This is a genomic window from Rhodopirellula bahusiensis, from assembly GCF_002727185.1.
Taxonomy (GTDB): domain Bacteria; phylum Planctomycetota; class Planctomycetia; order Pirellulales; family Pirellulaceae; genus Rhodopirellula; species Rhodopirellula bahusiensis.
On the sequence record NZ_NIZW01000008.1, the window covers coordinates 275,185 to 295,928 of the forward strand.

At 56.1% G+C, this 20,744-nt stretch carries 15 protein-coding genes; 6 read left to right on the forward strand and 9 right to left on the reverse strand.

Annotated features, from left to right (window positions below):
- The first annotated feature begins 177 nt into the window (after positions 1 to 177).
- From CEE69_RS12500 to CEE69_RS12510, 3 genes are all read left to right on the forward strand, one after another.
- Entirely contained in the window at positions 178 to 441 is a 264-nt protein-coding gene (locus tag CEE69_RS12500) for a hypothetical protein (protein WP_099260964.1), read from the forward strand.
- A gap of 329 nt (positions 442 to 770) precedes the next feature.
- Positions 771 to 1,535, forward strand: a complete 765-nt coding sequence (locus tag CEE69_RS12505; protein ID WP_099260965.1) for a trypsin-like peptidase domain-containing protein — start codon at positions 771 to 773, stop codon at positions 1,533 to 1,535.
- Positions 1,536 to 1,583: 48 nt separating this feature from the next.
- Positions 1,584 to 2,021 (forward strand): DUF695 domain-containing protein, encoded by a 438-nt coding sequence (locus tag CEE69_RS12510; RefSeq protein ID WP_099260966.1) that lies wholly within the window; start codon positions 1,584 to 1,586, stop codon positions 2,019 to 2,021.
- Positions 2,022 to 2,040: 19 nt separating this feature from the next.
- On the opposite strand, the gene CEE69_RS12515 is transcribed toward CEE69_RS12510, so the two are convergent.
- Positions 2,041 to 4,452, reverse strand: a complete 2,412-nt coding sequence (locus CEE69_RS12515; RefSeq protein WP_099260967.1) for a mechanosensitive ion channel domain-containing protein — start codon at positions 4,450 to 4,452, stop codon at positions 2,041 to 2,043.
- 248 nt (positions 4,453 to 4,700) lie between these two features.
- On the opposite strand from CEE69_RS12515, the gene CEE69_RS12520 reads away from it, so the two are divergent.
- A complete protein-coding gene (locus tag CEE69_RS12520) occupies positions 4,701 to 5,081 on the forward strand; it encodes a hypothetical protein (RefSeq protein WP_099260968.1) in 381 nt (126 codons plus the stop codon).
- A gap of 82 nt (positions 5,082 to 5,163) precedes the next feature.
- On the opposite strand, the gene CEE69_RS12525 is transcribed toward CEE69_RS12520, so the two are convergent.
- The 3 genes from CEE69_RS12525 to CEE69_RS12540 all read right to left on the reverse strand — a co-directional run bounded on the left by CEE69_RS12525 (position 5,164) and on the right by CEE69_RS12540 (position 9,087).
- Positions 5,164 to 6,531: a Gfo/Idh/MocA family protein gene (locus tag CEE69_RS12525; RefSeq protein ID WP_233215171.1), complete on the reverse strand. Its 1,368-nt coding sequence runs from the start codon at positions 6,529 to 6,531 to the stop codon at positions 5,164 to 5,166.
- 115 nt (positions 6,532 to 6,646) lie between these two features.
- Positions 6,647 to 7,489, reverse strand: a complete 843-nt coding sequence (locus tag CEE69_RS12530) for a Kelch repeat-containing protein (RefSeq protein ID WP_099260970.1) — start codon at positions 7,487 to 7,489, stop codon at positions 6,647 to 6,649.
- 473 nt (positions 7,490 to 7,962) lie between these two features.
- Positions 7,963 to 9,087 (reverse strand): M14 family metallopeptidase, encoded by a 1,125-nt coding sequence (locus CEE69_RS12540; RefSeq protein WP_099261016.1) that lies wholly within the window; start codon positions 9,085 to 9,087, stop codon positions 7,963 to 7,965.
- A 425-nt stretch (positions 9,088 to 9,512) separates the two neighbouring features.
- Here CEE69_RS12540 and CEE69_RS12550 point away from each other — a divergent pair, with 425 nt between their 5' ends.
- Positions 9,513 to 10,580 carry an alpha/beta hydrolase gene (locus CEE69_RS12550; RefSeq protein WP_099260973.1) on the forward strand — a complete coding sequence of 356 codons (1,068 nt, stop codon included), beginning with the start codon at positions 9,513 to 9,515 and terminating at the stop codon, positions 10,578 to 10,580.
- A gap of 309 nt (positions 10,581 to 10,889) precedes the next feature.
- Here the strand turns inward: CEE69_RS12550 and lepA are convergent, their stop codons facing one another.
- Positions 10,890 to 12,686, reverse strand: a complete 1,797-nt coding sequence (gene lepA / locus CEE69_RS12555; protein ID WP_099260974.1) for a translation elongation factor 4 — start codon at positions 12,684 to 12,686, stop codon at positions 10,890 to 10,892.
- A gap of 285 nt (positions 12,687 to 12,971) precedes the next feature.
- Here lepA and CEE69_RS12560 point away from each other — a divergent pair, with 285 nt between their 5' ends.
- Positions 12,972 to 13,448, forward strand: coding sequence for a hypothetical protein (locus CEE69_RS12560; protein ID WP_099261017.1), 477 nt, complete (start codon positions 12,972 to 12,974; stop codon positions 13,446 to 13,448).
- Between the two features lie 93 nt (positions 13,449 to 13,541).
- Here the strand turns inward: CEE69_RS12560 and CEE69_RS12565 are convergent, their stop codons facing one another.
- The 4 genes from CEE69_RS12565 to CEE69_RS12580 all read right to left on the reverse strand — a co-directional run bounded on the left by CEE69_RS12565 (position 13,542) and on the right by CEE69_RS12580 (position 20,577).
- A complete protein-coding gene (locus tag CEE69_RS12565; protein WP_099260975.1) occupies positions 13,542 to 14,855 on the reverse strand; it encodes a 3-deoxy-D-manno-octulosonic acid transferase in 1,314 nt (437 codons plus the stop codon).
- A 178-nt stretch (positions 14,856 to 15,033) separates the two neighbouring features.
- Positions 15,034 to 18,750, reverse strand: coding sequence for a preprotein translocase subunit SecA (gene secA / locus CEE69_RS12570; protein WP_099260976.1), 3,717 nt, complete (start codon positions 18,748 to 18,750; stop codon positions 15,034 to 15,036).
- A gap of 70 nt (positions 18,751 to 18,820) precedes the next feature.
- The gene (locus tag CEE69_RS12575) at positions 18,821 to 19,684 is read right to left on the reverse strand and encodes a Nif3-like dinuclear metal center hexameric protein (RefSeq protein ID WP_099261018.1); all 864 of its coding nucleotides are present in this window, start codon (positions 19,682 to 19,684) and stop codon (positions 18,821 to 18,823) included.
- Positions 19,685 to 19,806: 122 nt separating this feature from the next.
- A complete protein-coding gene (locus tag CEE69_RS12580) occupies positions 19,807 to 20,577 on the reverse strand; it encodes a hypothetical protein (RefSeq protein ID WP_099260977.1) in 771 nt (256 codons plus the stop codon).
- Positions 20,578 to 20,744: the final 167 nt, after the last annotated feature.

Here is a 20,744-nt window from a genome sequence, read left to right on the forward strand (position 1 = left end):
CCAACCCTCCTCGATGATTTGCCATGTTATTTGACCCGGTGAATCAAGCCTGATTCCGCTGGTCATGAGCGACGGAAGAAGCAAGCTTTGTGTGTTGCCACCCGGTGATTGCTGGTATCATTTCATAGTGTGGAACTGACCCAACCTCAATGGGATTGCCTGACGATATTGGCGCGAATGGAACGGCACTGTCACATCTCTGAACTGTTGCTCTATGCGACGGGATGGATCCTGTTTCTTTCGTGCTTCGTTCATTCACGGGGTGGGCCGATTGCTTCATCGATCGCGCTCATTGGATTGCTTCTCCTGCCCGGAACGCTCATATTTGGCGGCATCGGTTTCGCGATGGGTGGTCGACGCATGTTCCTTCCCTGCTCGCTCTGTGCCACTTCGGTTTGGTTGCTGTTGCATGTGGTGCTTGCATCGATTCATCGACTCTAACGCGGGGCGGCGGGATTGAATTGGGCGAATCCTGTTGGTCGTTTTGGTATTCGACCCGGTAGTATGTGGGAACCGTGGCGACAATTTTGGTTTGGTCCGAAGCGACTAAGACGAACTCGCGGGGGTGTGGGCTGTTTTCGAGACACCGCCGATCGGTACTTTCGATGGCAGTGCGAAATACCTACCGTGGTGATCGTGCGGGTCGGTGCTAAATTAGCCGGAAATGAAGTCCGCAAAGCTGCAACGACTGCTGAACGTTCCATTCCGTGTCCGCCAGTTGTGGACGATCGCACTTTGCCGCACCTCCTCAAGTGGAAGTTTGTAGCCGTATGACACATACCACCGTGTCGTTCTTTTTTGGAGCTGCACTGGTCGCAGTTGCAATCGTTTCTGAAACGGCGGCGGTCGAGCCGTGGGACCGCGTTGTTTGTATCCAATCTGAGATCGAGTCGAAGCCCGACACCGGCAAGCTTTGCTCTGCGTTCCTAGTGAATTCAAACGAACGCCTGTTTCTCGTGACCGCTGGGCATGCATCGGAGGAGACGAACCCGAAGAGCAAGTTGAGGTATCGAGACCCAGACGGTGTCTCCCAGTGGGTTGCCTTGAAAACGTTCTTCCGTGCGTCGGCAAACCCTTGGCAACGTGACAAGCGTTCTGACTTCGCGGTTGCCGAATTGCTCTTGGTCGATGGAGCGGAGACTTACTTTGCCCACTTGACCGCGCTTTCGATCTCGCTTGAATCAATCAGCACGGAAACGCCTTCGCGTACAACTGGGATTGTCACAGTCGGGTTTCCGCTCGCGATCGGTGCGGGCGAGGTGCTCTCTCCGGTGGCAATTGTCGGCCATGTCGCATCTCGCGAAACGGATACGAAAAATCGCTGGGGGCATGAACCCATTGTTTATTGTTCGCCACCTCTTGCTCAAGGCACGAGTGGCGGTCCTGCGTTCTTGGACAATCAGCCCGAGGGTTCCTTGGTTGTCGTTGCCATGTACATTGGCGTGATCCATGATTCATCGGGAGCCAAATTGTCGAAGATGGTTCCAGCACGGCTCATCCGAGCGTCAATCATGCAAATGCAAGGCGGTGATTGATCGCCGCTTTGGACCAGCCAGCGACATCCATCCACTTGTTGAACAACCATGGCGAATGATCCCGAGAAACATCGTTGGTCTTTGTGCGAGCTTGACTACGGTGGGATGCCGCTATTTCTGCGGATCAATGAATCCGCTCGCGAATGGATTGGTCATCCGGACTACGGGATCAAGTTGGGGTTCGCGGTTCAGATGCTGGACTCAGAGGGTGCCAGCATTCCGGACCCCACCGAGAATGAATCGCTGGCTGATTTAGAGGATCGAATCGTCGAAACGGTTGCCGAGGGTGCCGACGGGATTCACGTGTTGACGCTGACCAACGCTTCGATGAAGGAGTTGGTCTTTTACATCAAAGAGGGTGCGGACATCGGAGCGATGCACGAATCGTTGAAGAACGCTGATGCGACCCATGAGGTTCAGTGCCAAGCGGTTTGGGATCACGATTGGGCAGCGTTCACTGAGTTTTTGCCAGAGGACGACGCGTAGGGATACGCAATCAGTCCGGTCAAGCGGCATCTCCGATGGAGTCGAGGTCGTCTTGGCTGGGGGCGTTTGACCCAACCAATCGAAGGTCGATGGGACGCGATGCCTGGATGTGCAAGTCGCGTTGCGGGAAGGCGATGACGATCTCGGCTTCTCGAAACATCGAGTCAATCTTCAGTCGCACGCCTGTTTCAATCATTCGCATTTGGGTCACGTTCTTGGCCTGGATCCAAAAGTGAACTTGGAACACGAGCGCGTTGTCGCCAAAGTCGTTGAACCAAACCATTGGTTTGGGCCGATCCAGGACTCCACTTTGCTCTGAGGCTGCGCGGGCAAGTAAACGCAAAACGGAGTCGAGGTTCGAGCCATAGGCAACCCCGATTGTCACCGAAGTCCGCAGTCGATCATCGCGGCGGGTCAGGTTGGTGACGTTGTTTTCCAGAAATTTGCTGTTGGGCACAATGATGTCTTGGTTTTCACCGGTTCGAATTTGAGTGCTTCGAGCGCCAATAGTTGTGACGTTGCCCAGCGTTCCGTCCACGCTGACGAGATCGCCGACTTTGATCGGCCGTTCGGCAAGCAAAATCAGGCCGCTGATGAAGTTGTTCAATATGTTCTGGCTGCCGAAGCCAACACCGATTGCCACCGCCCCGCCGAGGAAGGTGAAAACAGTCAGCGGCACATTGGCGTAGCGAAGGGCGGTCAGTCCGAGCGTGATCAACAAGGCGTAGAAGGTCAGCGATTCGATGGCGTGCGCGGCTGCTTCTTCGACGCCCCATTTGGGCAGGCGACGCCCAAGCAGTGCGCTGAACCAGCGAGCGAGCATGAAGCCGATGAAGAGCAGCAGCACGCTGCTGCAGACCTTGCCGACCGTCAGCGACGTGTCATCGATATTGGCCAGTTCGTAGTTCCAAACTCGTTGGGTTTGGTCCCAGCTGTCTTCGATGATTTCGCTGACGCTCCTTCCTGGTTCGCCATCGATTTGGTTTTTCAATCGTCGAAGTGTTCTTTCGGCGTTGTCCTGTGAAATGACGCTGCTGTTGTAGAACTCGACCTGCTTCGCCAACGAGTCACGTTTGGATTCAAGCCATCGACGGACCGCAGGGTTGGTTCCGTTGATCGCATCAATCTTGGCTTCGACGTTGGACTGATTAACTCTTAGTTCATCGAGTTTGAACTGCCTTGCTCTTCGATCTCGTTCGATTTGTTCAATCTGTTGCTCGGTTTCTTCCACCCATTCCTGGCGTTCCTTGCGTTCGGCTTGGTTGGTTACAACGAGAAAGCGACGTTCCCATGCCTTTTTGAGGATCGGGATCCGCTGCAGTTGTTGATTGATCAAAGACGACTGATTCTGAAGGGTCATCTGTGCGACTTTGAGTGAGTCCACTCGCTCGGTCAGCTCAGGTCCAGCGTTGGGCGTGGAATCCGTTTCTTGTCGGGCCGCCATCCAGCGGCGTTCGGCGAAGTGCAGTTCGTTCTTGAGGCGTGCGACTTGCTGCTTCAGTTCGATCTCTCGAAGGTCGAAGTCATCCAGTTTTTGCTCGAGCATTTCACGAGTGAAGACGATGTGATCACCCACGATCGCCAGCTTCTCTTCTTCGATCTCGAGCTGCAGTTTGGCGATCGTTTGATTGGCTTCGGCGATCGATAGCTCTTGGCGACGGAGCACGAGCATTTCTTCGGCAAGCTTTTGCTCTAGTTCGGCGATTTGATTCTCGTTTTCCGTTGCTGATGTGGACGTTTCTTTCAGTTGGCGGAGCGTCCTTGCGCGGTCGTCCGATTCGAGTTTGGCAGTTTCCGCAGCGTCGCGAGCTGAGACGACAGACGACTCGGCTGAAAGAAGTCGGGTATTCGCATTGCGGACGGATTCTTTGAGTCCGTCTTGGAACACGATCGAGTACGGCGGTGACTTGTCCTCGATTTTTCCGTCTGCGAGCCGAGTCAGAAGTTGCTTGAGCGAGGCGACTTGCGCATCGTGGTCTTCGTTCGACGAGGTTGCCGACTGTTGTTGTGCGATGACAACATCGATCTGCTTGAGTAGGTCGACCCGACTGGAATCAGCGCTGGGTTGGTCGTTGTCGTTTCCAGCCGACTCCGCCTCTTGCTTCTCTTGCAGCATCGCGACGCGAAGCTCTGCGGCAACTTCTTCTTGTTTGTTCTCTAGCACCTCAGAAGACGTTTCGGCAGCCAAATCGTCTTCTGCGGAGACGAGAGCGACGGGATTTGATGCATCAGGACGCGAAGCTGCATTTGGCGAAAAGACCGCTTCGGGTTGCCCGACGTCTCGCAAGTTGGGGACATTTGACGCGGGAGCAAGTTGTTGTGTCGCGGATAGGTTCTGCTCGGTTGGTGCCGCATTTGCTTCGGGCGGTAGGATTCCAACCAAAGAGGCGACGCACAGACACAGCAGCAATCGTCGATAGAATTCAGTCATCGCGAGCGTCCTTGCTTCGGCGGAATGAGAGAGACCTTTGTTGACAAATACGCTTTCGGGCGAAACCGGAGCAAGGCTGCAAGATTCGCAGTGAACGGTCGAATCAGGGAGGCGTCATTGATTCGCGTGCTTTAAACTCGAACCACGCTGATTTTGACTTTCGATTTGGAGCCGAAGATTGGACTGGTCGTCACCGGAACATCTTCCGCCCCTTCGCGTCATCCCCGTTTATCATCCAATTGTTTGCCATGTCGTTCACCGAATACACCGCACCGTTTGCGGAGTACCCTGTTTTGCAGCAAAGGGTGTTGACTGTCTTGAAGCAGTTGCCGGAGGACGTGCAGGCAGACTTTTTGAGCGATGAACGCTTTCGAGTTGAAATTGACAACTACGTTCCCGGTGTGGGCTGGTCATTTTTGATGCCCGCCCCCGGAATCGATGGAAACGGCAGTCGCTGTGTGATTCTGCGGAGCAAATTGGCTGACGCGAGCGAAGCGTTCGCGCACTACGTGATCGCTCACGAGTTTGCGCATGCGTTTCTGCGAAACGGCGGCTGGGGCGAAATCACTGATATCGAACAAGCCGCGGATGCTCTGGCTGCGTCCTGGGGTTTCGAACGACCCGCGTGAATAGGCTCGCGATTAGTGGCATAGGCTTCCAGCCTGTGTTCCGCACAATCACAGGCTGGAAGCCTATGCCACACTTTCTGTTTTAGCTGAGCGACCAGCCTTCGCGAGGTTCCCGAGCGATGAAGGGGGCTGCTTCGGGGCATCCCACGCACTGCATCTTGTCGCGATCCCAGGTGATCTTTTTGCCGACTCGGTGGGCGACGTTTCCGAGATGGTTGGCTTCGGTGGGCGGGCCGGCATAGCTGAATGGGCTTGCAGTCTTGCCTTCGCCCAAACACGCTCGAACCCATTGGGCATGATGTCCGGGCGAGTCAGGCACGAAGGGGGGTGGCGGCTCGAAATCGACGAAGGATTCTTCTGGGAGCAGCATGTGCTTCCCGTAATCGGAAAGCAACATACCTTTGCTGCCAATGAACAGCACTCCGCTATCCCAGCGAGGAATCTCCCCGCGTTGCCAGATCTCGGGTTTGTGTGTGCCTTGGTACCAGGAAACCGACACTGGGCCGCGATCGCCGCGCTGAGGGTACTCGTACTTCGCTGACATGGATGCGGGGGCAATTTCGGGATGAGCCGGATCGCCGAATGCCTCAACCGTGGTGGGAGCGTCGAGCTCCAGTGCCCAGAAAGGAAGGTCGTTCCAGTGGCTGCCGAGGTCCGACATGGTTCCGCCAGCGAAATCCCACCATCGATACCAACGCGGCCCGGGGAAGTAGACCGAGTGGTAAGGACGGACCGGGGCGGGCCCCAGCCACAGATCCCAGTCGACATGTTCCGGTGGTGTCATGGCGTCGCTCGGTCGCGAATCCACGTGCAGTAGATCGCGGTGCTTCTTGGCGTCGGCTTCGGATTGCAAACCCCAAGCTCGGTTCACCCACACGTGAGCTTCGCTGACTTCGCCGATCGCGCCGCTTTGGATCAACTCAACAACTCGATGGTAATTGTCGCCAGCGTGAATCTGGGTTCCCATTTGGGTGACGACACCGGCACGTTCGGCCGCTTCGGTGATCTTCCGTGTTTCGTTGATGTTGTACGCCAATGGCTTTTCGCAATAGACGTGCTTGCCAAGTTGCAACGCCGGCTTCGTTGCGAACGCGTGGGTGTGTTCGGTGGTGCTGACGACGACGCCATCAATATCGCTGCCAACGGCGTCGTACAGTTTGCGAAAATCTCGAAACGCTTTTGCCTTCGGATGCCGCAGGATGGCTTGGTCGGTGTATCGCGTATCGACGTCGCAGACGGCAATGATGTCGACCAGCCCAGTCTTTTCCATCGTCCGCAGGTTTGATCCACCCCGCCCGCCGACGCCGATGGCGGCAATCTTCAGGCGATCGTTGGCGGATGTTGGAGCGGGGTCCTGGGCGGGTGAAACTTTCGAGAGTCCGGTGGCCGCGAAAGCGGTTCCGCCTACCAGAATGTCACGTCGATTTGGAAGCTTCTTGCAAGACATCATTCATCTGGTCTTCATCGAGTGACGGGCGGAAAGCCACGATCCTAATGGAGTGAGCATCCGCCGGGGAAGAAATGTCAGGCTCGGCGAATACTTTCTTCGCTAGACGCTCGTCGGATCATTTTTCAAGCTGGAAGCCCTTGGCTTCGCTTGGTTGCGCCGATTGGACCTTTCCGCTGCATCCGTTTGCCTTGTCGCAATGGCCGCTGGCGACGAGCAATCGACCGTCAGAGAGACCTTCGATGCCGAGAGAACAATTGAGTTCGTGTCGGCCTTTCATCTGGAAGTCTGCGTCGGTCACCAGAGTGATGGCGGGGGAACCATAGCAACCGAACCACCAACGGTCGTGAGCGAAGGTGGCACTTTGGATCCCCAAGTGAGTGTGTCCGCTCGCGATCACGTGCTTCTTGAGAAAGCGAAAATCACTGTCGTGTTCATAGGCATAGTTTTCGTCGACTGAATCGGGCAGTCCCCCAACAACGTAGAAGTGGCCGTCATGGTGTCCGATGCCGCCTGCTCCGTGAAAGACCTCTTGAGTCTCATGTCGACCAAGTTCTTCGAGATTTTTAGTGTCGTAGACATAGACCCATGAATCGGCGTTGCCATTTGGGTCGTTGAATTTGCCAAGGTTGACCGCGACATAAAGCTTGCCGTCGTGGAAGCAGAGATCGCCGTGGTGATTGGCGACTGGAATCTTGTTCAGGACTTTTCCATCGAGGTCCGTTTTGACCAGCGTGGTTGTGAATGACCAGTAGATCGACGCTTCGTCGCTGCAAACGCCTTGCAGATGGTGCGGGTAGGTTCCTTGGCAGGCCACTTCAAACGGTTTCGCTGTGAAAGCGGGTTTGTTGCCCGAGGAAACCGCGTCTTGTGCGACCAGCGAACCAGCAAGGGTGAGGACAGAGAGGAATAACAAGCTGGCGAAGAATCTGGATTGGTGATTCAATTGATAGCAAGGCATGGTGGAAGCGTCTGTCGAGAAACATGGCTGTGTTGAACGGAGGGCCAAAGGTAAGCCTTTGATGGCGCGGCATGCAAACATTCTTCGACAAGATTTCATGAAAGAAGAGGTTGCCCTGCTGAGGAACGTTCGGTCGATCGTTGTCGTGAATGGCTTCGCCGTCGCAGCGTCGGATTAGCGGAGAGATCCTTGAGCACCGCTGATCGGATTAGTGTCGTATGAGAGGAGATTAGTGTTCGGCGCAGCCTGTTTTGGGGAACACTAATCTTCGCTAATTACACACTAATCGATGCCACGGAACGATCCAAAGAACACAGTTATTCTGACATGCATTGATTTCTTGAAGCTTGGAATGATCGAGGCTTTTCATTCATCAAAACTGTCTTGGCCTTGGGCAGAACGCATCCGGTGAGGTGACCATTTCGGTAGTTTTGTCGCGAAAGAGCAGATGGCAGAGATCCTGCCATCGCTGTCTAACGCGAGGCAGTTGGTTCCAGGTTTGCTTTGCGGTCGAGGAGGATCTTCATCATTTCCTCCGCCGATCCGAAGGCGATTTTGCGGATGCGTTCGCGGTCGGTTTCGTCGCCAAATTCATAGGTCACCGCGTGAATTCCGAGTTCTCGAGCCACCCAGGCCTTGCTTGTGCTTCGGTGAGCGTTGTGTCCGTCGTCCCGCAACATGGTTGAATCGCCCATTCGACCGTTGAGAGATTTCAACCACTCGGTCGTGAAGCCATCGGGAAACAGTTTGGTTTGTTTGGGGACGGTGTAGAAAACTTCGTTGTAGGTGCTGTGGAAATCGAGGAACAACCACAAGCGTTTCCCTTGGTCCCCGCGAAGGTGAACCAAGTCGTCACGGATGGATCTCGTTTCCGGTTCTTGAAACTTCAGCCAATCGCGGTTGAGGTCGACGCCGTTGGCATTGGATCGCCAGTAACCTTTGGCCACGCCATCGGGATTGGCGATTGGAATGGCGACGGTCAGGAATTCTTCCCGATAGCGTTTGGCCAACTCGGTGTCTCCGCATAACGCTTCGATGAAATGCATCATTCCGATGGTGCCGGTGACCTCCGGAGGATGCTGTCGCGAAAGTGCGTAGATCACTTCTCGGCTATCTGGGTTGCCGATCGCGATTCGATGAATCGGTCGGTCCTGAACAGAGCGACCTGCAAGTGACGAATCGACAAACGGCAATTGGGCGAGCGTGTCGACCCAGTTGGCGATGTCTTTGTTGCCGACCAGTTCTTGGCCGGCGACCCAGAGGACTTGGTCGCTGACGGGAAGACGCAGTGTCACTTCGCGTCCACCGGGATGACGTGCGACGATCAGATGCTCAGCGGATTCCCACTGGACGCGATCGTGACTGATTTTTGGTGCGTAGCGGTGGGAGCCGCCTTCGTATCGCAGCCGGACATTGATCTGCCTCGGGTTCGTTGCGTGAACGCGGAAGGCATACCAAGCACTGTCATTGATCGGTTCGTTCTCGGGGCGAATCAGGATCTCAAAGTCGCCGCCGCCCAGCTCCACGAGCTGATCGATCTTGCCGCCGGCGAAATCAGTTTCAAAGCTGACGGCTTTGTCTTGCGATTGGAACTTCACCGTGGGCGAAGGTTCCGGAGCCGGGTCCGCAAATGAATGCTGACAAGGCGCGGTCAACAGGCACACGACGCAAAGAAGGGCGAAGGATGGGCGCACGGGAAACTCAGCGGTGAGGCGGGAGGGAGCTTGAGGCGGGCCGAGCGAACTCGGGGTGGGAAGGGCGATGCTCGCTTGCCGATTCGTCCGCGGGAAGTGACATCGCTACGAATCACTTGAATCGAAAGTCAAGCGGCTGGAAAGTGGCTTTCCGACGAACGGCAACAATCTTTCCGCAAAGGAGGTCAAATCTTTCGTTCTGTTGTCCGCAGCAGGTTGGCCCCAAGTTCGATTCGCGGATCGGTAAACGCGTTGAGTGACGGGGGGAGTTAGAATGGAAGCCTCCTTGGAATCCCCTCCCTTCCCCAACTTTATCCACGGCCCACCTCATGCTGATTTCTTGTCACTCAACGTTTCGATCCTTGGTTTGGGCGTTGGCTCCGATTGCTTGTCTTGGATCCATCGATGCGTCTGTCTTGGCCGACGATCAGGTCGCGTCCTCGGTACAGAATGGTCGCGTCGTCATCGGTCCCGACTATGAAGTGGCTCCCGAGTTGAAGGATCAGGGAGCCCCCAAGGGCAAGCAGTTTGAATTTGCGATGCCGCTCTCGGAGAGCAAGATTTTCGATGGAACCGATTCGACGTTGGACCCACGCAAGGATGTTCGCAAGCAACGCAAAATCGTGGTCTATGTTCCGGCGGCTTACCAAGACGGAACCGCAGCCCCGTTCCTGGTCATGCATGATGGGCCGAGTCGGTTGAACTTGGTTCGCAACGCACTGGACAACATGACAAACTCCAAGGATCCAAATCGTCGGCTTCCGGCTTTCATTGCGATCGCGGTTCAAAACGGTGGCAACGACAGCAAAGGCAGCCAGCGGGGATTGGAATACGACACGATGTCTGATCGATTGGCTCGGTTCATTCAGTTGGAGGTGTTGCCCGCCGTCGAAAACCATCCTGAGATCCGCGCGGCCTATCCGAACTTCAAGCTAACGGACGACCCATGGGGGCGTGGCGTGATGGGGTGCAGTAGTGGCGGTGCGGCGGCGCTCACAATGGGATGGTTCCGTCCGGAATGGTTTCGCCGTTTGATCACGTACTCGGGAACGTTCGTTGATCAGCAAGATGATGATGCACCCGAAGAAGCGGACTACCCGCTCGGGGCGTGGGAGTATCACTCGAGCATGAAGCTGATCGAAAACACTGAGAAGAAGCCGCTGCGAATCTTCACTCACGTCGCGGAGAACGACAATCGAGCCAACGATCCTGAGTCGACCTATCACAATTGGGTGATGGCGAATGAACGAACCGCCGATGCGTTGGAAGCGAAAGGCTACGAGTACCGGTATGTGTTCTCAAAGGCGACCCGGCACTGCGATCGCAAGGTGTTCGAAGCGACGTTGGCCGACACGCTCGCGTGGATGTGGCACGGCTACGAGGCGGACGCGAAATAGCGAGGGAACGCTGGGGAAATCACTTCTCCAATCTGCACTGATTAGCCGATGGCCGTTAGGCCCGGTTTCGTCGTAGGAACCGGTGCTCACGCATTTCGGTTAATCCTCAAAAACCTGCGAATGATTTGCCCTGGGCGGGGAATGCAGCGATAAGAGCGGGTGATTGAAAAAGTTAAATTGACAATTGAAAAGTGCAAATTGATGGTGGCTTTTCAAGTGGCCGAGTCGTTCCCGGCAAACATGTTTGTGTAGAGGTGACGAGGGATTGGCACGCGCAAGAACTGCTGCTCGTGCCAATGTTTCGGTCGCTCAGTCTTGGTCGGTGCGGAGCACGGAGATGAAGGCTTTTTGCGGGATGTTGACGCTGCCAAACTGTTTCATCTTGGCTTTGCCCTTCTTCTGCTTTTCCAACAGCTTCTTCTTCCGACTCACGTCACCGCCATAGAGTTTCGCGGTCACGTCTTTGCGATATGGAGCGATCGTGGTTCGTGCGATCACGGTGCCACCGATGGCACCTTGGATCGGAATCTTGAACTGGTGCCGCGGGATCGCTTCGGCCAATTGCTCGCAATAGTGCATCGCGCGAGCACGTGATTTGTCACGATGAACCAGGTAAGCAAGTGCGTCAACAGGTTCCTTGTTGACCAAGATGTCGACTTTGACAATGTCCGTTTTGCGGTATTCGATCGGCACGTAGTCAAACGACCCATAGCCACGCGTGATCATCTTCAGCTTGCCATAGAAGTCGAACAGGACTTCGCCAAGTGGCATCTCGCTGGTGACTTCCAAGCGTCCAGCTGACAAGTAGTTCATTGTTTGGCTCTCGCTGCGATGTTCGCGGCAGAGTTCCATCACCGGTCCGACGTACTCTTCCGGAATCAGAATCTGAGCCTTGATGTAGGGCTCGCTGACCGAATCAATGGTCGATGGGTCGGGCCAGTAAGTCGGGTTGTCGACGTCCTGCGTCGAGCCGTCTTTGAGTTGGATCTTGTACTGCACCGAAGGCGCCGAGATGACCAACCCGATGTCAAACTCTCGCTGCAAACGTTCCTGCACCACATCGAGGTGCAACAAGCCCAAGAAGCCACAGCGATAGCCGAATCCGAGAGCGGCGGAGCTGTCTTTTTCGAACGTCAACGCGGCGTCATTGATCGAAAGTTTTTCAAGAGCCTTAGTGAGGTCTTGGTATTCGTCGGTGCTCATCGGATACACGGATGAGAACACGACTTGGCGTGCGGGTTGATAACCTGGGATCGGTTCGTCTGCGGGTTTGTTCGCCAGCGTGATTGTGTCGCCGATCTCGATGTCTTGGACTGATTTCACACCGGCGACAATGTAACCGACTTCTCCAGCAGCGAGTTGTTTTTTAGGAACAAGCTTGAATTGGTTGTAGCCGAGTTCATCGACCGTGAAGTCGCGATCGGCGTGCATGAAGTGGATGTTGTCTTTGGGTTTCAGTGTTCCCTCCATGACACGGCATTGCAGGATCACGCCGCGATACTTGTCAAAGAAAGCGTCGAACACCAGAGCCTTTAGCGGCGCATTAGGGTCGCCTTGCGGAGCGGGCAGGTTCGTGACGATCCCTTCGAGAACGTCTTCGATGCCCTCGCCTGTCTTGGCGGAAACCGGGATTGCGACGAAGGGATCGAGTCCCAAGTCCTCATCGATCTCACCGCGAACACGATCGACATCGGCGGCGGGCAAGTCAATTTTGTTGATGACCGGCAGCAGTTCCAGATCGTATTCGAGCGCGAGGTACAAGTTCGCGACGGTTTGAGCTTCGACACCCTGGGAGGCATCGACGACCATCAGAGCACCTTCGCAGGCCATCAGCGACCGGCGGACTTCGTGTGAGAAATCGACGTGGCCGGGGGTGTCGATCAAGTTCAGTTGGTACGCCTCGCCGTCTTTGGCGGTGTAGTTCAGCGTGACCGTGTTGCTTTTGATCGTGATTCCGCGTTCCCGCTCGATGTCCATCGAGTCGAGCATTTGGTCGTGAAACTCTCGTTGAGTCACTCCGCCGCATGATTGGATCAGCCGGTCCGCCAGGGTGGATTTTCCGTGATCGATGTGGGCGATGATGCAAAAATTGCGAATGTGTTTCATGATTTTGTTTCGTGCGACGCGGCGTGGACGTCACATCGTAGTGAATCAGGTGTCAATTCAATAGGGTTTCGCTGAAGCGATCGGTTGCAACGAATTGGAAAGAAATACAGGTTTGAGTGGATTTCCTGGATTCTGGGTGACGATCCAAACGGATGAATTGATCTTCCGCTGAAACGTCCTCTTCGGGATGATCGAACGTTCGGAGGACCGTTTCGTCTTTTCTGTTTTCAAGGATGTGTCATGCGGACATTGCTTTTACTCGGCCTGGCCGTCGGTGGCGCTTTCATGGCTGGATGGTTCACCATCGAGCGTGATGGCGACAAAACTCGAATCGAAATCAACAAGACGGAAATTCGCAGCGACACGCGTTCGGCGATCGATCGCGGTCGAGACATACTCGATGAGCGTCAACGTGAACAAGCCGCTCAGCAGGCTGCCCAGCAACAGGGTGGTTATCCTGCTCAAGGCCAAGGTGGCTACTATCCCGGGGCTGCTCCCGCGAATCCGAATGCTTGGCCACCACAGGGCGGGCAACCGGTTCAAGGGGCTGGGTACAGCACTCCGAATTACGGCGCACCTAATTACAACCAACCGCCGGCTTACAACAATTACCCTGCCGCACAACCCAACGCGGGTTATGGCGACCAAGGTGGTTACAACCCAAACGCTTACCAGCCGCAGAATTACAACGGACAACCACAAGCCGCTGAGCAGAACCGATGGGACTCGGCTTCAGCGCCTTGGGCTCCTCAGTATCGTTGAGTTGATTGCGCGTTTGTTTGGTTCGTTCACGTTGGAGATCAACGTGCTACAGGTTGTGGGCGTGACGCAGGCGGTAAATGTGCTGCGGGTTGGTTAGGCGGCTTGTTGGCGTGATCCAACCTGCCCTGGGATCAACATCTCGAGCGTTTTCTGATACGCACCTCGGTGTTGGTTGACCAATTCGCGGGCGGCTTGTCCGAGCGAGTCCGCGGCGGGTACGTCAGTCAGGCAACGTGTTACGAACTCCTGCAGTTCGGCTTCATCGGCGACACGAACCGCAGCGTCGGCGGCGATCAATTGCTTGGCAATCGTGTCGAAGTTCTTTGTGTTGGGGCCAAATGAAACGGCACAACCATAGCCGGCGGGTTCAAGCATGTTTTGGCCGCCCCGGTCACCAAAGCTGCCGCCCACCGTGGCAATCTGTCCGACGCCCCACCAGTGACGAAGTTCGCCAATGGTGTCGACCAGGATCACTTCTTCGGAGTCCCATTGATCAGCGTACTGGCTGTCGTTGCGACTGCGTCGAATGGAGGACAGACCTTCGGACTGAATCAGTTCCGAGACTTCGTCAAATCGTTCGACGTGACGGGGAACCAAAATCAATCGCAGTTCTGGGTGCGTTGCTCGCAGCTTTTGATAGACACGAAGTGCCATCGCTTCTTCGCCGGCCTGCGTGCTGCCAAAACACCAAACTCGGTGCCACGGATCGATACCCGACCAGTTGATGCGTTCGTTGACTTCGGTTGTCTCTCGCGAGCGAGGGGCGTTGTCAAACTTCAAGGATCCAGTGACGGTGATGTTGTCCGGCGAGACGCCGCAGGCAACAAAACGTTCCGCGGCGGAGTTGTCTTGGCACCCGACCGAATCCAATCGCTCGAACGTTGAACGCAACACTTTTGCGAATTGTTGATAGCGACCGGCGCTCGTGGCACTCAGTCGACCATTGATGACTTGGACGGAGCAGTTCGCCTCTTGGGCACATCGAATCAGATTGGGCCACAGTTCAAGTTCCGCGAGCACCAGTTGCTCGCAGCCGAGGTTTTTCAGCGTGCGGCGAACGGCCCAAGTGAAATCGAGCGGGCAGAAGAAGACTCGTTCGTCACCGAAGTGTTTGCGAGCGAGGTCGAAACCGGTGTCGGTGGAGGAACTGATCGCCAGTGCGATTTCGGGATGCTGCTTCTCCAGTCGGCTGACCAACTCGGGGAGCAGGTTGACTTCGCCAACACTGACGGCGTGCAACCAAATGGTTCGCTCGGCATTTCCGCGAATTTGGGCCGCTTGTTCGGATGACAGGCCCAACAGTTTTTGCCCCACGCCGCGTCGATAGCGACCGTGGCGAATCATCCGGTGCAGCACCAACGGCGAGACCGCGGTCAGTGCTGCGGCGTAGGCGATGTTGAGCCACATGGTTGCCTTCCTTGGCAGGGCGTGGAACGTTGGGACCGGGTGTTTGAGCGGAACGGCGCGAGCCGTCCCGAGTTTGAGTGGTTCACATCAAACGAGCTTGAGAATCATAACCCGACGCGTGAGCGAGGGACCACGTCGAATCCCCTTCACAGGCTGGAAGCCTATGCCACATTTTTGATCAACGGTCGCGACGCATGCAGCAGCTCTTGTATTTCTTGCCGCTGCCACAGGGGCACGGTGAGTTGCGACCGATACGAGGCTCTTCGACTCGAACGGTGTCAACGCTGCCTTCGGCTCGACCCTCGCTGCCTGCGGCGGCACGTTGGGCGGCGGTGTTGGACTCCATTTGCGCCGATTGCTGGGCCGCACGACCGGCTTCGTGGGCATCGTCATGGCGAGTTCTCGCGTCGACCCACGTGCTGCGAATGAAGTCATCGTTAAAAGACTCCATGCGGAAGATCAGGTCGGTCACGCGTTCGCCAATTGAGTCCCACATGGATTCAAACAGTCGCATGCCTTCACGTTTGTATTCGACTTTGGGGTCCATTTGAGCGTAGCCCTTCAGGCCAACGCTGCTTCGCAAATGGTCCATCGTCAACAAGTGGTTCTTCCACGAGTCGTCCACGATGTTCAGCAAAATCTGACGTTCCATCCGACGCATTTCCGGGTGGAACTTGTCATCGACGGCACCGTTGACAGCCAGAGTCAGCTCGGCGCGATTCATCCGCGAAAGGTCTTCGGCGGTGTTTCGGTTACCGAGCTCTTCTTGCAGCCAGGTCGCCAAGGCTTCCAGCTTTCCGGATTGTCCGCTGGCGAGTGAGGCGGTCACGTCGGCGTCCGCTCTGCCGAAGAGATCTTCGACTTTCTCGGTTGCCTGAGCGTGCATTCCACCGGAGGCACCGGCGGTTTGCTTGCTGTACTGGATCAGCTGAACCTTCAGGTCGTCACGATTGAGTTTGACCTCATCGACGCTGAGTTCGTGATTGAATCGACCGTGCACCCAATCGACCAAACCTTCGCGGTCGAGTGAAACCTGGGCACCTTGTTTGTCGGTGAAGCGAGAGATGCCGGTCAGGACCGGGTACTCGGCTTCCTTTTCGGTGTAAGCCGCTTCGGCACGACGATTGAGTTCTTCGGTGACGTTGCGGCGGTCTTCCACATCGCGGAATTCTTCCGGAGTGGTTTCGATACCGAACTTGTGACGCATCCAGGCACACAGAACTCGAAGGCCGTAGTCGGCCTCCAGCAATGGTTCGCCTTCGGTCAAATCCGTTTCTTCGATTTGCTTGTGAGCGTGAGCGATCAACTCGTCGATCATCTCTTCGCGATCTTTGTTCTTCAACTGATGGTCTTGGTAGTTGGTGACCAAGCGAGTGTTCGCCCAGGTGGCCATCGCCTTCCAGTTCCATTCGTCTTCCATCGTCTCGGGAAGGTTTTCTTCCACGGCTTCAGCGACGGTGACTTCCGATGCACGTTCGGCTTGATCCTTGGCGTAAGTGTCCGCCATTTCGAAATCCATGTTTTGGAAATCGCGAGCGTCCAGTTGGCAACCCAACTTTCCACCGGCGAACGCCGAGAACGTGTCGACGCCGTAGTTTGGATCCAGGAACGTGTCGACTTGCGATTGAATTTCGTTGTGGATCAACGTCAACAGCATCTCGCGAGAGCTGTGTCCGTCGAGCAAGTTTTGGCGATAGCGGTAAACGCGTTTGCGTTGTTCGTCCATCACTTCGTCGTACTCGAGCAAGCTCTTTCGAATTTCGAAGTTGCGTTCTTCGACCTTCTTCTGAGCCGCCGCGATTCGGCGAGTGACCAGCGACGATTCGATCGCTTCGCCTTCCTTCATGCCCATGCGTTCCATCATGCTTTTGACGAAGTCGCCAGCAAAAATCCGCATCAGGTCGTCTTCGAGAGACAAGAAGAATCGGCTGCCACCGGGGTCGCCTTGACGACCGCAACGACCGCGAAGCTGCAAGTCAATTCGGCGTGATTCGTGTCGTTCGGTTCCGAGCACGTACAGACCGCCGATCTCACGAACGATCTTGCCTTCCGCACTCATGTTTTCGCGTTCGTCGATTTCGTCGACGAGAGCTTTCCACTCGGCGTCCGGCACTTCCAAACGCGTCGGGTATTTGTGTTGCAATTGCGACCAGGCGAGCGTTTCCGGATTACCACCAAGGATAATGTCGGTACCACGACCGGCCATGTTCGTGGCGATCGTGACGGCGCCGATTCGGCCGGCTTGCGAAACGATGTCCGCTTCTCGGCCGTGCTGCTTCGCGTTCAAGACGTCGTGCTTGATGCCGCGGCGTTCCAGCAGTGCGGACAAGCGTTCGCTCTTTTCGATGCTGACGGTACCAACCAGAACCGGACGACCAGCTCGCTCGACCGCAACGATTTTTTCGCGAGAGAATGTCTCGGTCTGCTTTTCGCCTTTGGGAAGCAATTCCACGGCCGAATCGGTTTCGGACTTGATGTTGCCCCACATCTCGGTGCCATCTTTCAGCACCAACACGTCCCACTTGTGAGTGCGTTCGACGTCATCCGCGATCGCTTTGAACTTGTCCTTCTCGGTCAAGTAAATCAGGTCGGGGTGTTCGATCCGTTGCAATCCACGGTGCGTTGGAATGGCGACAACGTCGAGTTTGTAGATCTTCCAGAATTCGTCCGCTTCGGTCATAGCCGTACCGGTCATCCCGGACAGCTTCTTGTACATCTTGAAGATGTTCTGCAGCGAAGCGGTGGCGAACGTCTGCGTTTCTTGCTTGATCGGCACGCCTTCTTTGGCTTCGACGGCTTGGTGCAAACCATCGCTCCATTGCCGTCCATCCATCAGACGACCGGTGAACTCATCGACGATGACAACTTGTTTGTCTTTGACGACGTAGTTGACGTCCAGCTTGTACAGGTAGTGGGCTTTCAGGGCGTTGTCGATCAGGTGCGGCCATTCCATGTTGCCCGCGGTGTAGAAGCTCTCCACACCCGCCAACTCTTCCGCAGCACGAACGCCTTCGTCGGTCAGCGTGACGTTGTGTTGTTTCTCGTCGACGGTGAAGTGTTCTTCTTTCTTCAGTTGTCGAGCGACACGGTCGGCTTCGCCGTAGCGTCCCAAATCCAAGTCGGCAGGGCCGCTGATGATCAGAGGTGTCCGAGCTTCATCGATCAGAATGTTGTCAACTTCGTCGATGATGGCGTAGTTCAGCGGGCCTTGGCACTGCTGCACTTCGCTGGGGAAACGGTCATCGCCCTTGGCAGCCGGACGCATGTTGTCCCGCAGGTAATCGAAACCGAATTCGTTGTTTGTTCCGTAGGTGATGTCGCACTGGTAGGCGGCTTGTTTTTCGCTGGTCGACATGCCGGACTGGATCGCGTCGACGGTCAGACCGAGGTTCATGTACAGCGGCGCCATCCACTCCATGTCACGACGGGCCAAGTAATCGTTGACCGTGATGACGTGAACGCCTTTGGCTTCCAGAGCGTTCAGGTAAGCGGGCAGAGTCGCGACCAGGGTTTTACCTTCCCCGGTGACCATTTCGCCAATCGCGCCGGAGTGCAGCACCATGCCGCCGACCAACTGAACATCGTAATGACGCATGCCCAGGAATCGTTTGCCGCCTTCACGACAGACGGCGAAGGCCTCTTCCATGATGTCGTCAAGCGTCTCACCTTCGCGAAGACGTTTGCGAAACAGCTTGGTTTGTTCGCGGAGTTCGTCGTCGGACAACCCCGCGTACTTTGATTCCATCGCCGTGATTCGGTCGGCGGATTCCTGCAATTTCGCGACTTGTCGGGCATTGGCGGAACCAAACACGCTGGTGGCCAGGCTGCCAACACGTTCGAACGTGCTACCGAAAACGAGGCCAAGGATGTCCCAAAGACGTTCCAGGATGGACATAAAAGATCAAATCAGTGCGATTGGGGGTGTGAAAGCGTGCGGCTTGCGTAAACCATGCCAACTTCCAACGTTACGGGTTGAGGGAAATTGGGTCAACTGCGATCGGATCTCGTTCGCGTTGGCTACTACGGACCCAATTGCCCGCCGGATCAGGCGGCGATGAATCTCGATCGTCGGCGAAGGTTTCATGCAGCGGTTGGATCTCTTGCAACAGCTGCTCGGCCAGCGTTTCCATGGCAAAGCGTTCGCTGGCGTGATGGCCGACCAAAGCCAGCGTTAATCCCGTGTTTTCCGCTTCCAAACACGTATGCAGGGTGGCTTCGCCGGTCAGCAGAACGTCGCAACCACGCCGGCGGGCGGCTCCCACGAACGAGCCTCCACTGCCGCAGCCGATCGCAACACGCTGAATCGGACGGTCAAAATCGCCCACCAATCGGGGCCGCGTGGAGCCGCATGAATTTGCGGCAAAGCTCAAAAACTCTCTCGCAGTCATCGGTTCGGGAAGCTCGCCGCAGCGGCCTGAGCCGACCATTGAGTCTTCCAGCGACGGAACGAGGGGCTTGATTGAGGTCAAGCCGAGACGGTTTGCCCACTGTTCGTTGATGCCCAAGCGAGCGGAATCGTAGGCGGTGTGAGCACTGTAAACAGCGATTCCGGCTCGGCACAGATTCCAGACCATCGCTGAGGCGGCCGAATCGGTCGTGATCCTGGCCATCGGTTTGAACGGCAGCGGGTGGTGGGCGACGATCAAATTCGCCGCCAACTCGGTTGCTTCCTCCACCACCGCTGGGGTGATCGTCAAACAGGTCAATATCCGGTGGGCTTCCGCTGAGCGGTCACCCAAAAGCAGGCCAACGTTGTCCCATTCCTCCGCCAGCTTCAAGGGAGCGATGGCGGAGAGAGACTGGCAAATGGATTCGATGGTGGGAGACACAGGATTCGCGACCGTTTGGAGGAAAGGTGCTCGGAAGAGCACACTTTACGGACGGCGATTCGCTGTGGGAACAATGAATCCGGGGTGGAAAGGCACGCGATTCGGTTGGCGTGCCTTCCAAATCAGAATCCGCTGAACGGATCGTCATCGCCTGCGGGAGCGAACGGGTCGCCATCACCGGCGGGGGCAAATGGGTCGGTCGGAGCGGCGCCTCCATCAAATGGGCTGGTACCCGCATCAGCAGGGGCGGCCGATGCGTCGGCTGGAGCAGCTTCGGTGGCCAATGGGTTGTCCATCGCACCTTCGAGAGCGTCGTTGGATTCGACCACTGCGTCTTCGCCGGCCAAATCATCCGCAAATGGATTGTCATCCGATGCTGGTGCGGGTGGCGGGGTGGCACCACGCTGCATCTTCGGAGCCTGCGAAGGAGCGGCGGGTTGGCCTTGTGAGGAAAGCTCGTTCGAGCGGATCTGCGAGCGAGCGGCGCCGGTTGCCAGAGCTTGCAGGCGAGCCTTTTCGCGAACCAGTTCCAATTTCAGGCGTTGCGAACCTTGGATCCGCGATAGTGAACGGCCAATCGATCGAGCGTCGCCGCCACGAGCTTCGAGCTCGGCGCCCATTTGCCAATCGCCTTCGGCGTAGCCCATTCCGCTGGCACTGGCTGCCAATCCGCGGAAGTAGTAAGCCCGCGGGTCACGGATATTGTTGTCGATCGCCATCGACAGCAATTCATAAGCCTTGCTGTAGTTTCCGGCGTTGTAGGCATGAACACCGCGGCCGTAGATCTCGGCCAATACAGCGGACTGAGCAGAGGCCGTGTTGGTCTGAGCGGTGGTCAAAAAGCCAATCGCCATGGCGATAAGGAGAAGTGGCGAGGCAAAGCGAATCTTCATCGCGACGGGGACCCTGTGACTAAAGGCGGATTGTTCAACAACAGACCGTTGCAGCTTAATTGTCTGTCCCGAGGGAATCAAACAAAACGTTGCGGCGTCTGAATCAAAGTGGGATTGCCGATGCGGTATGTCACGGGTGTGAGCCCCGTGGGGTCGTCCCAGGTTGC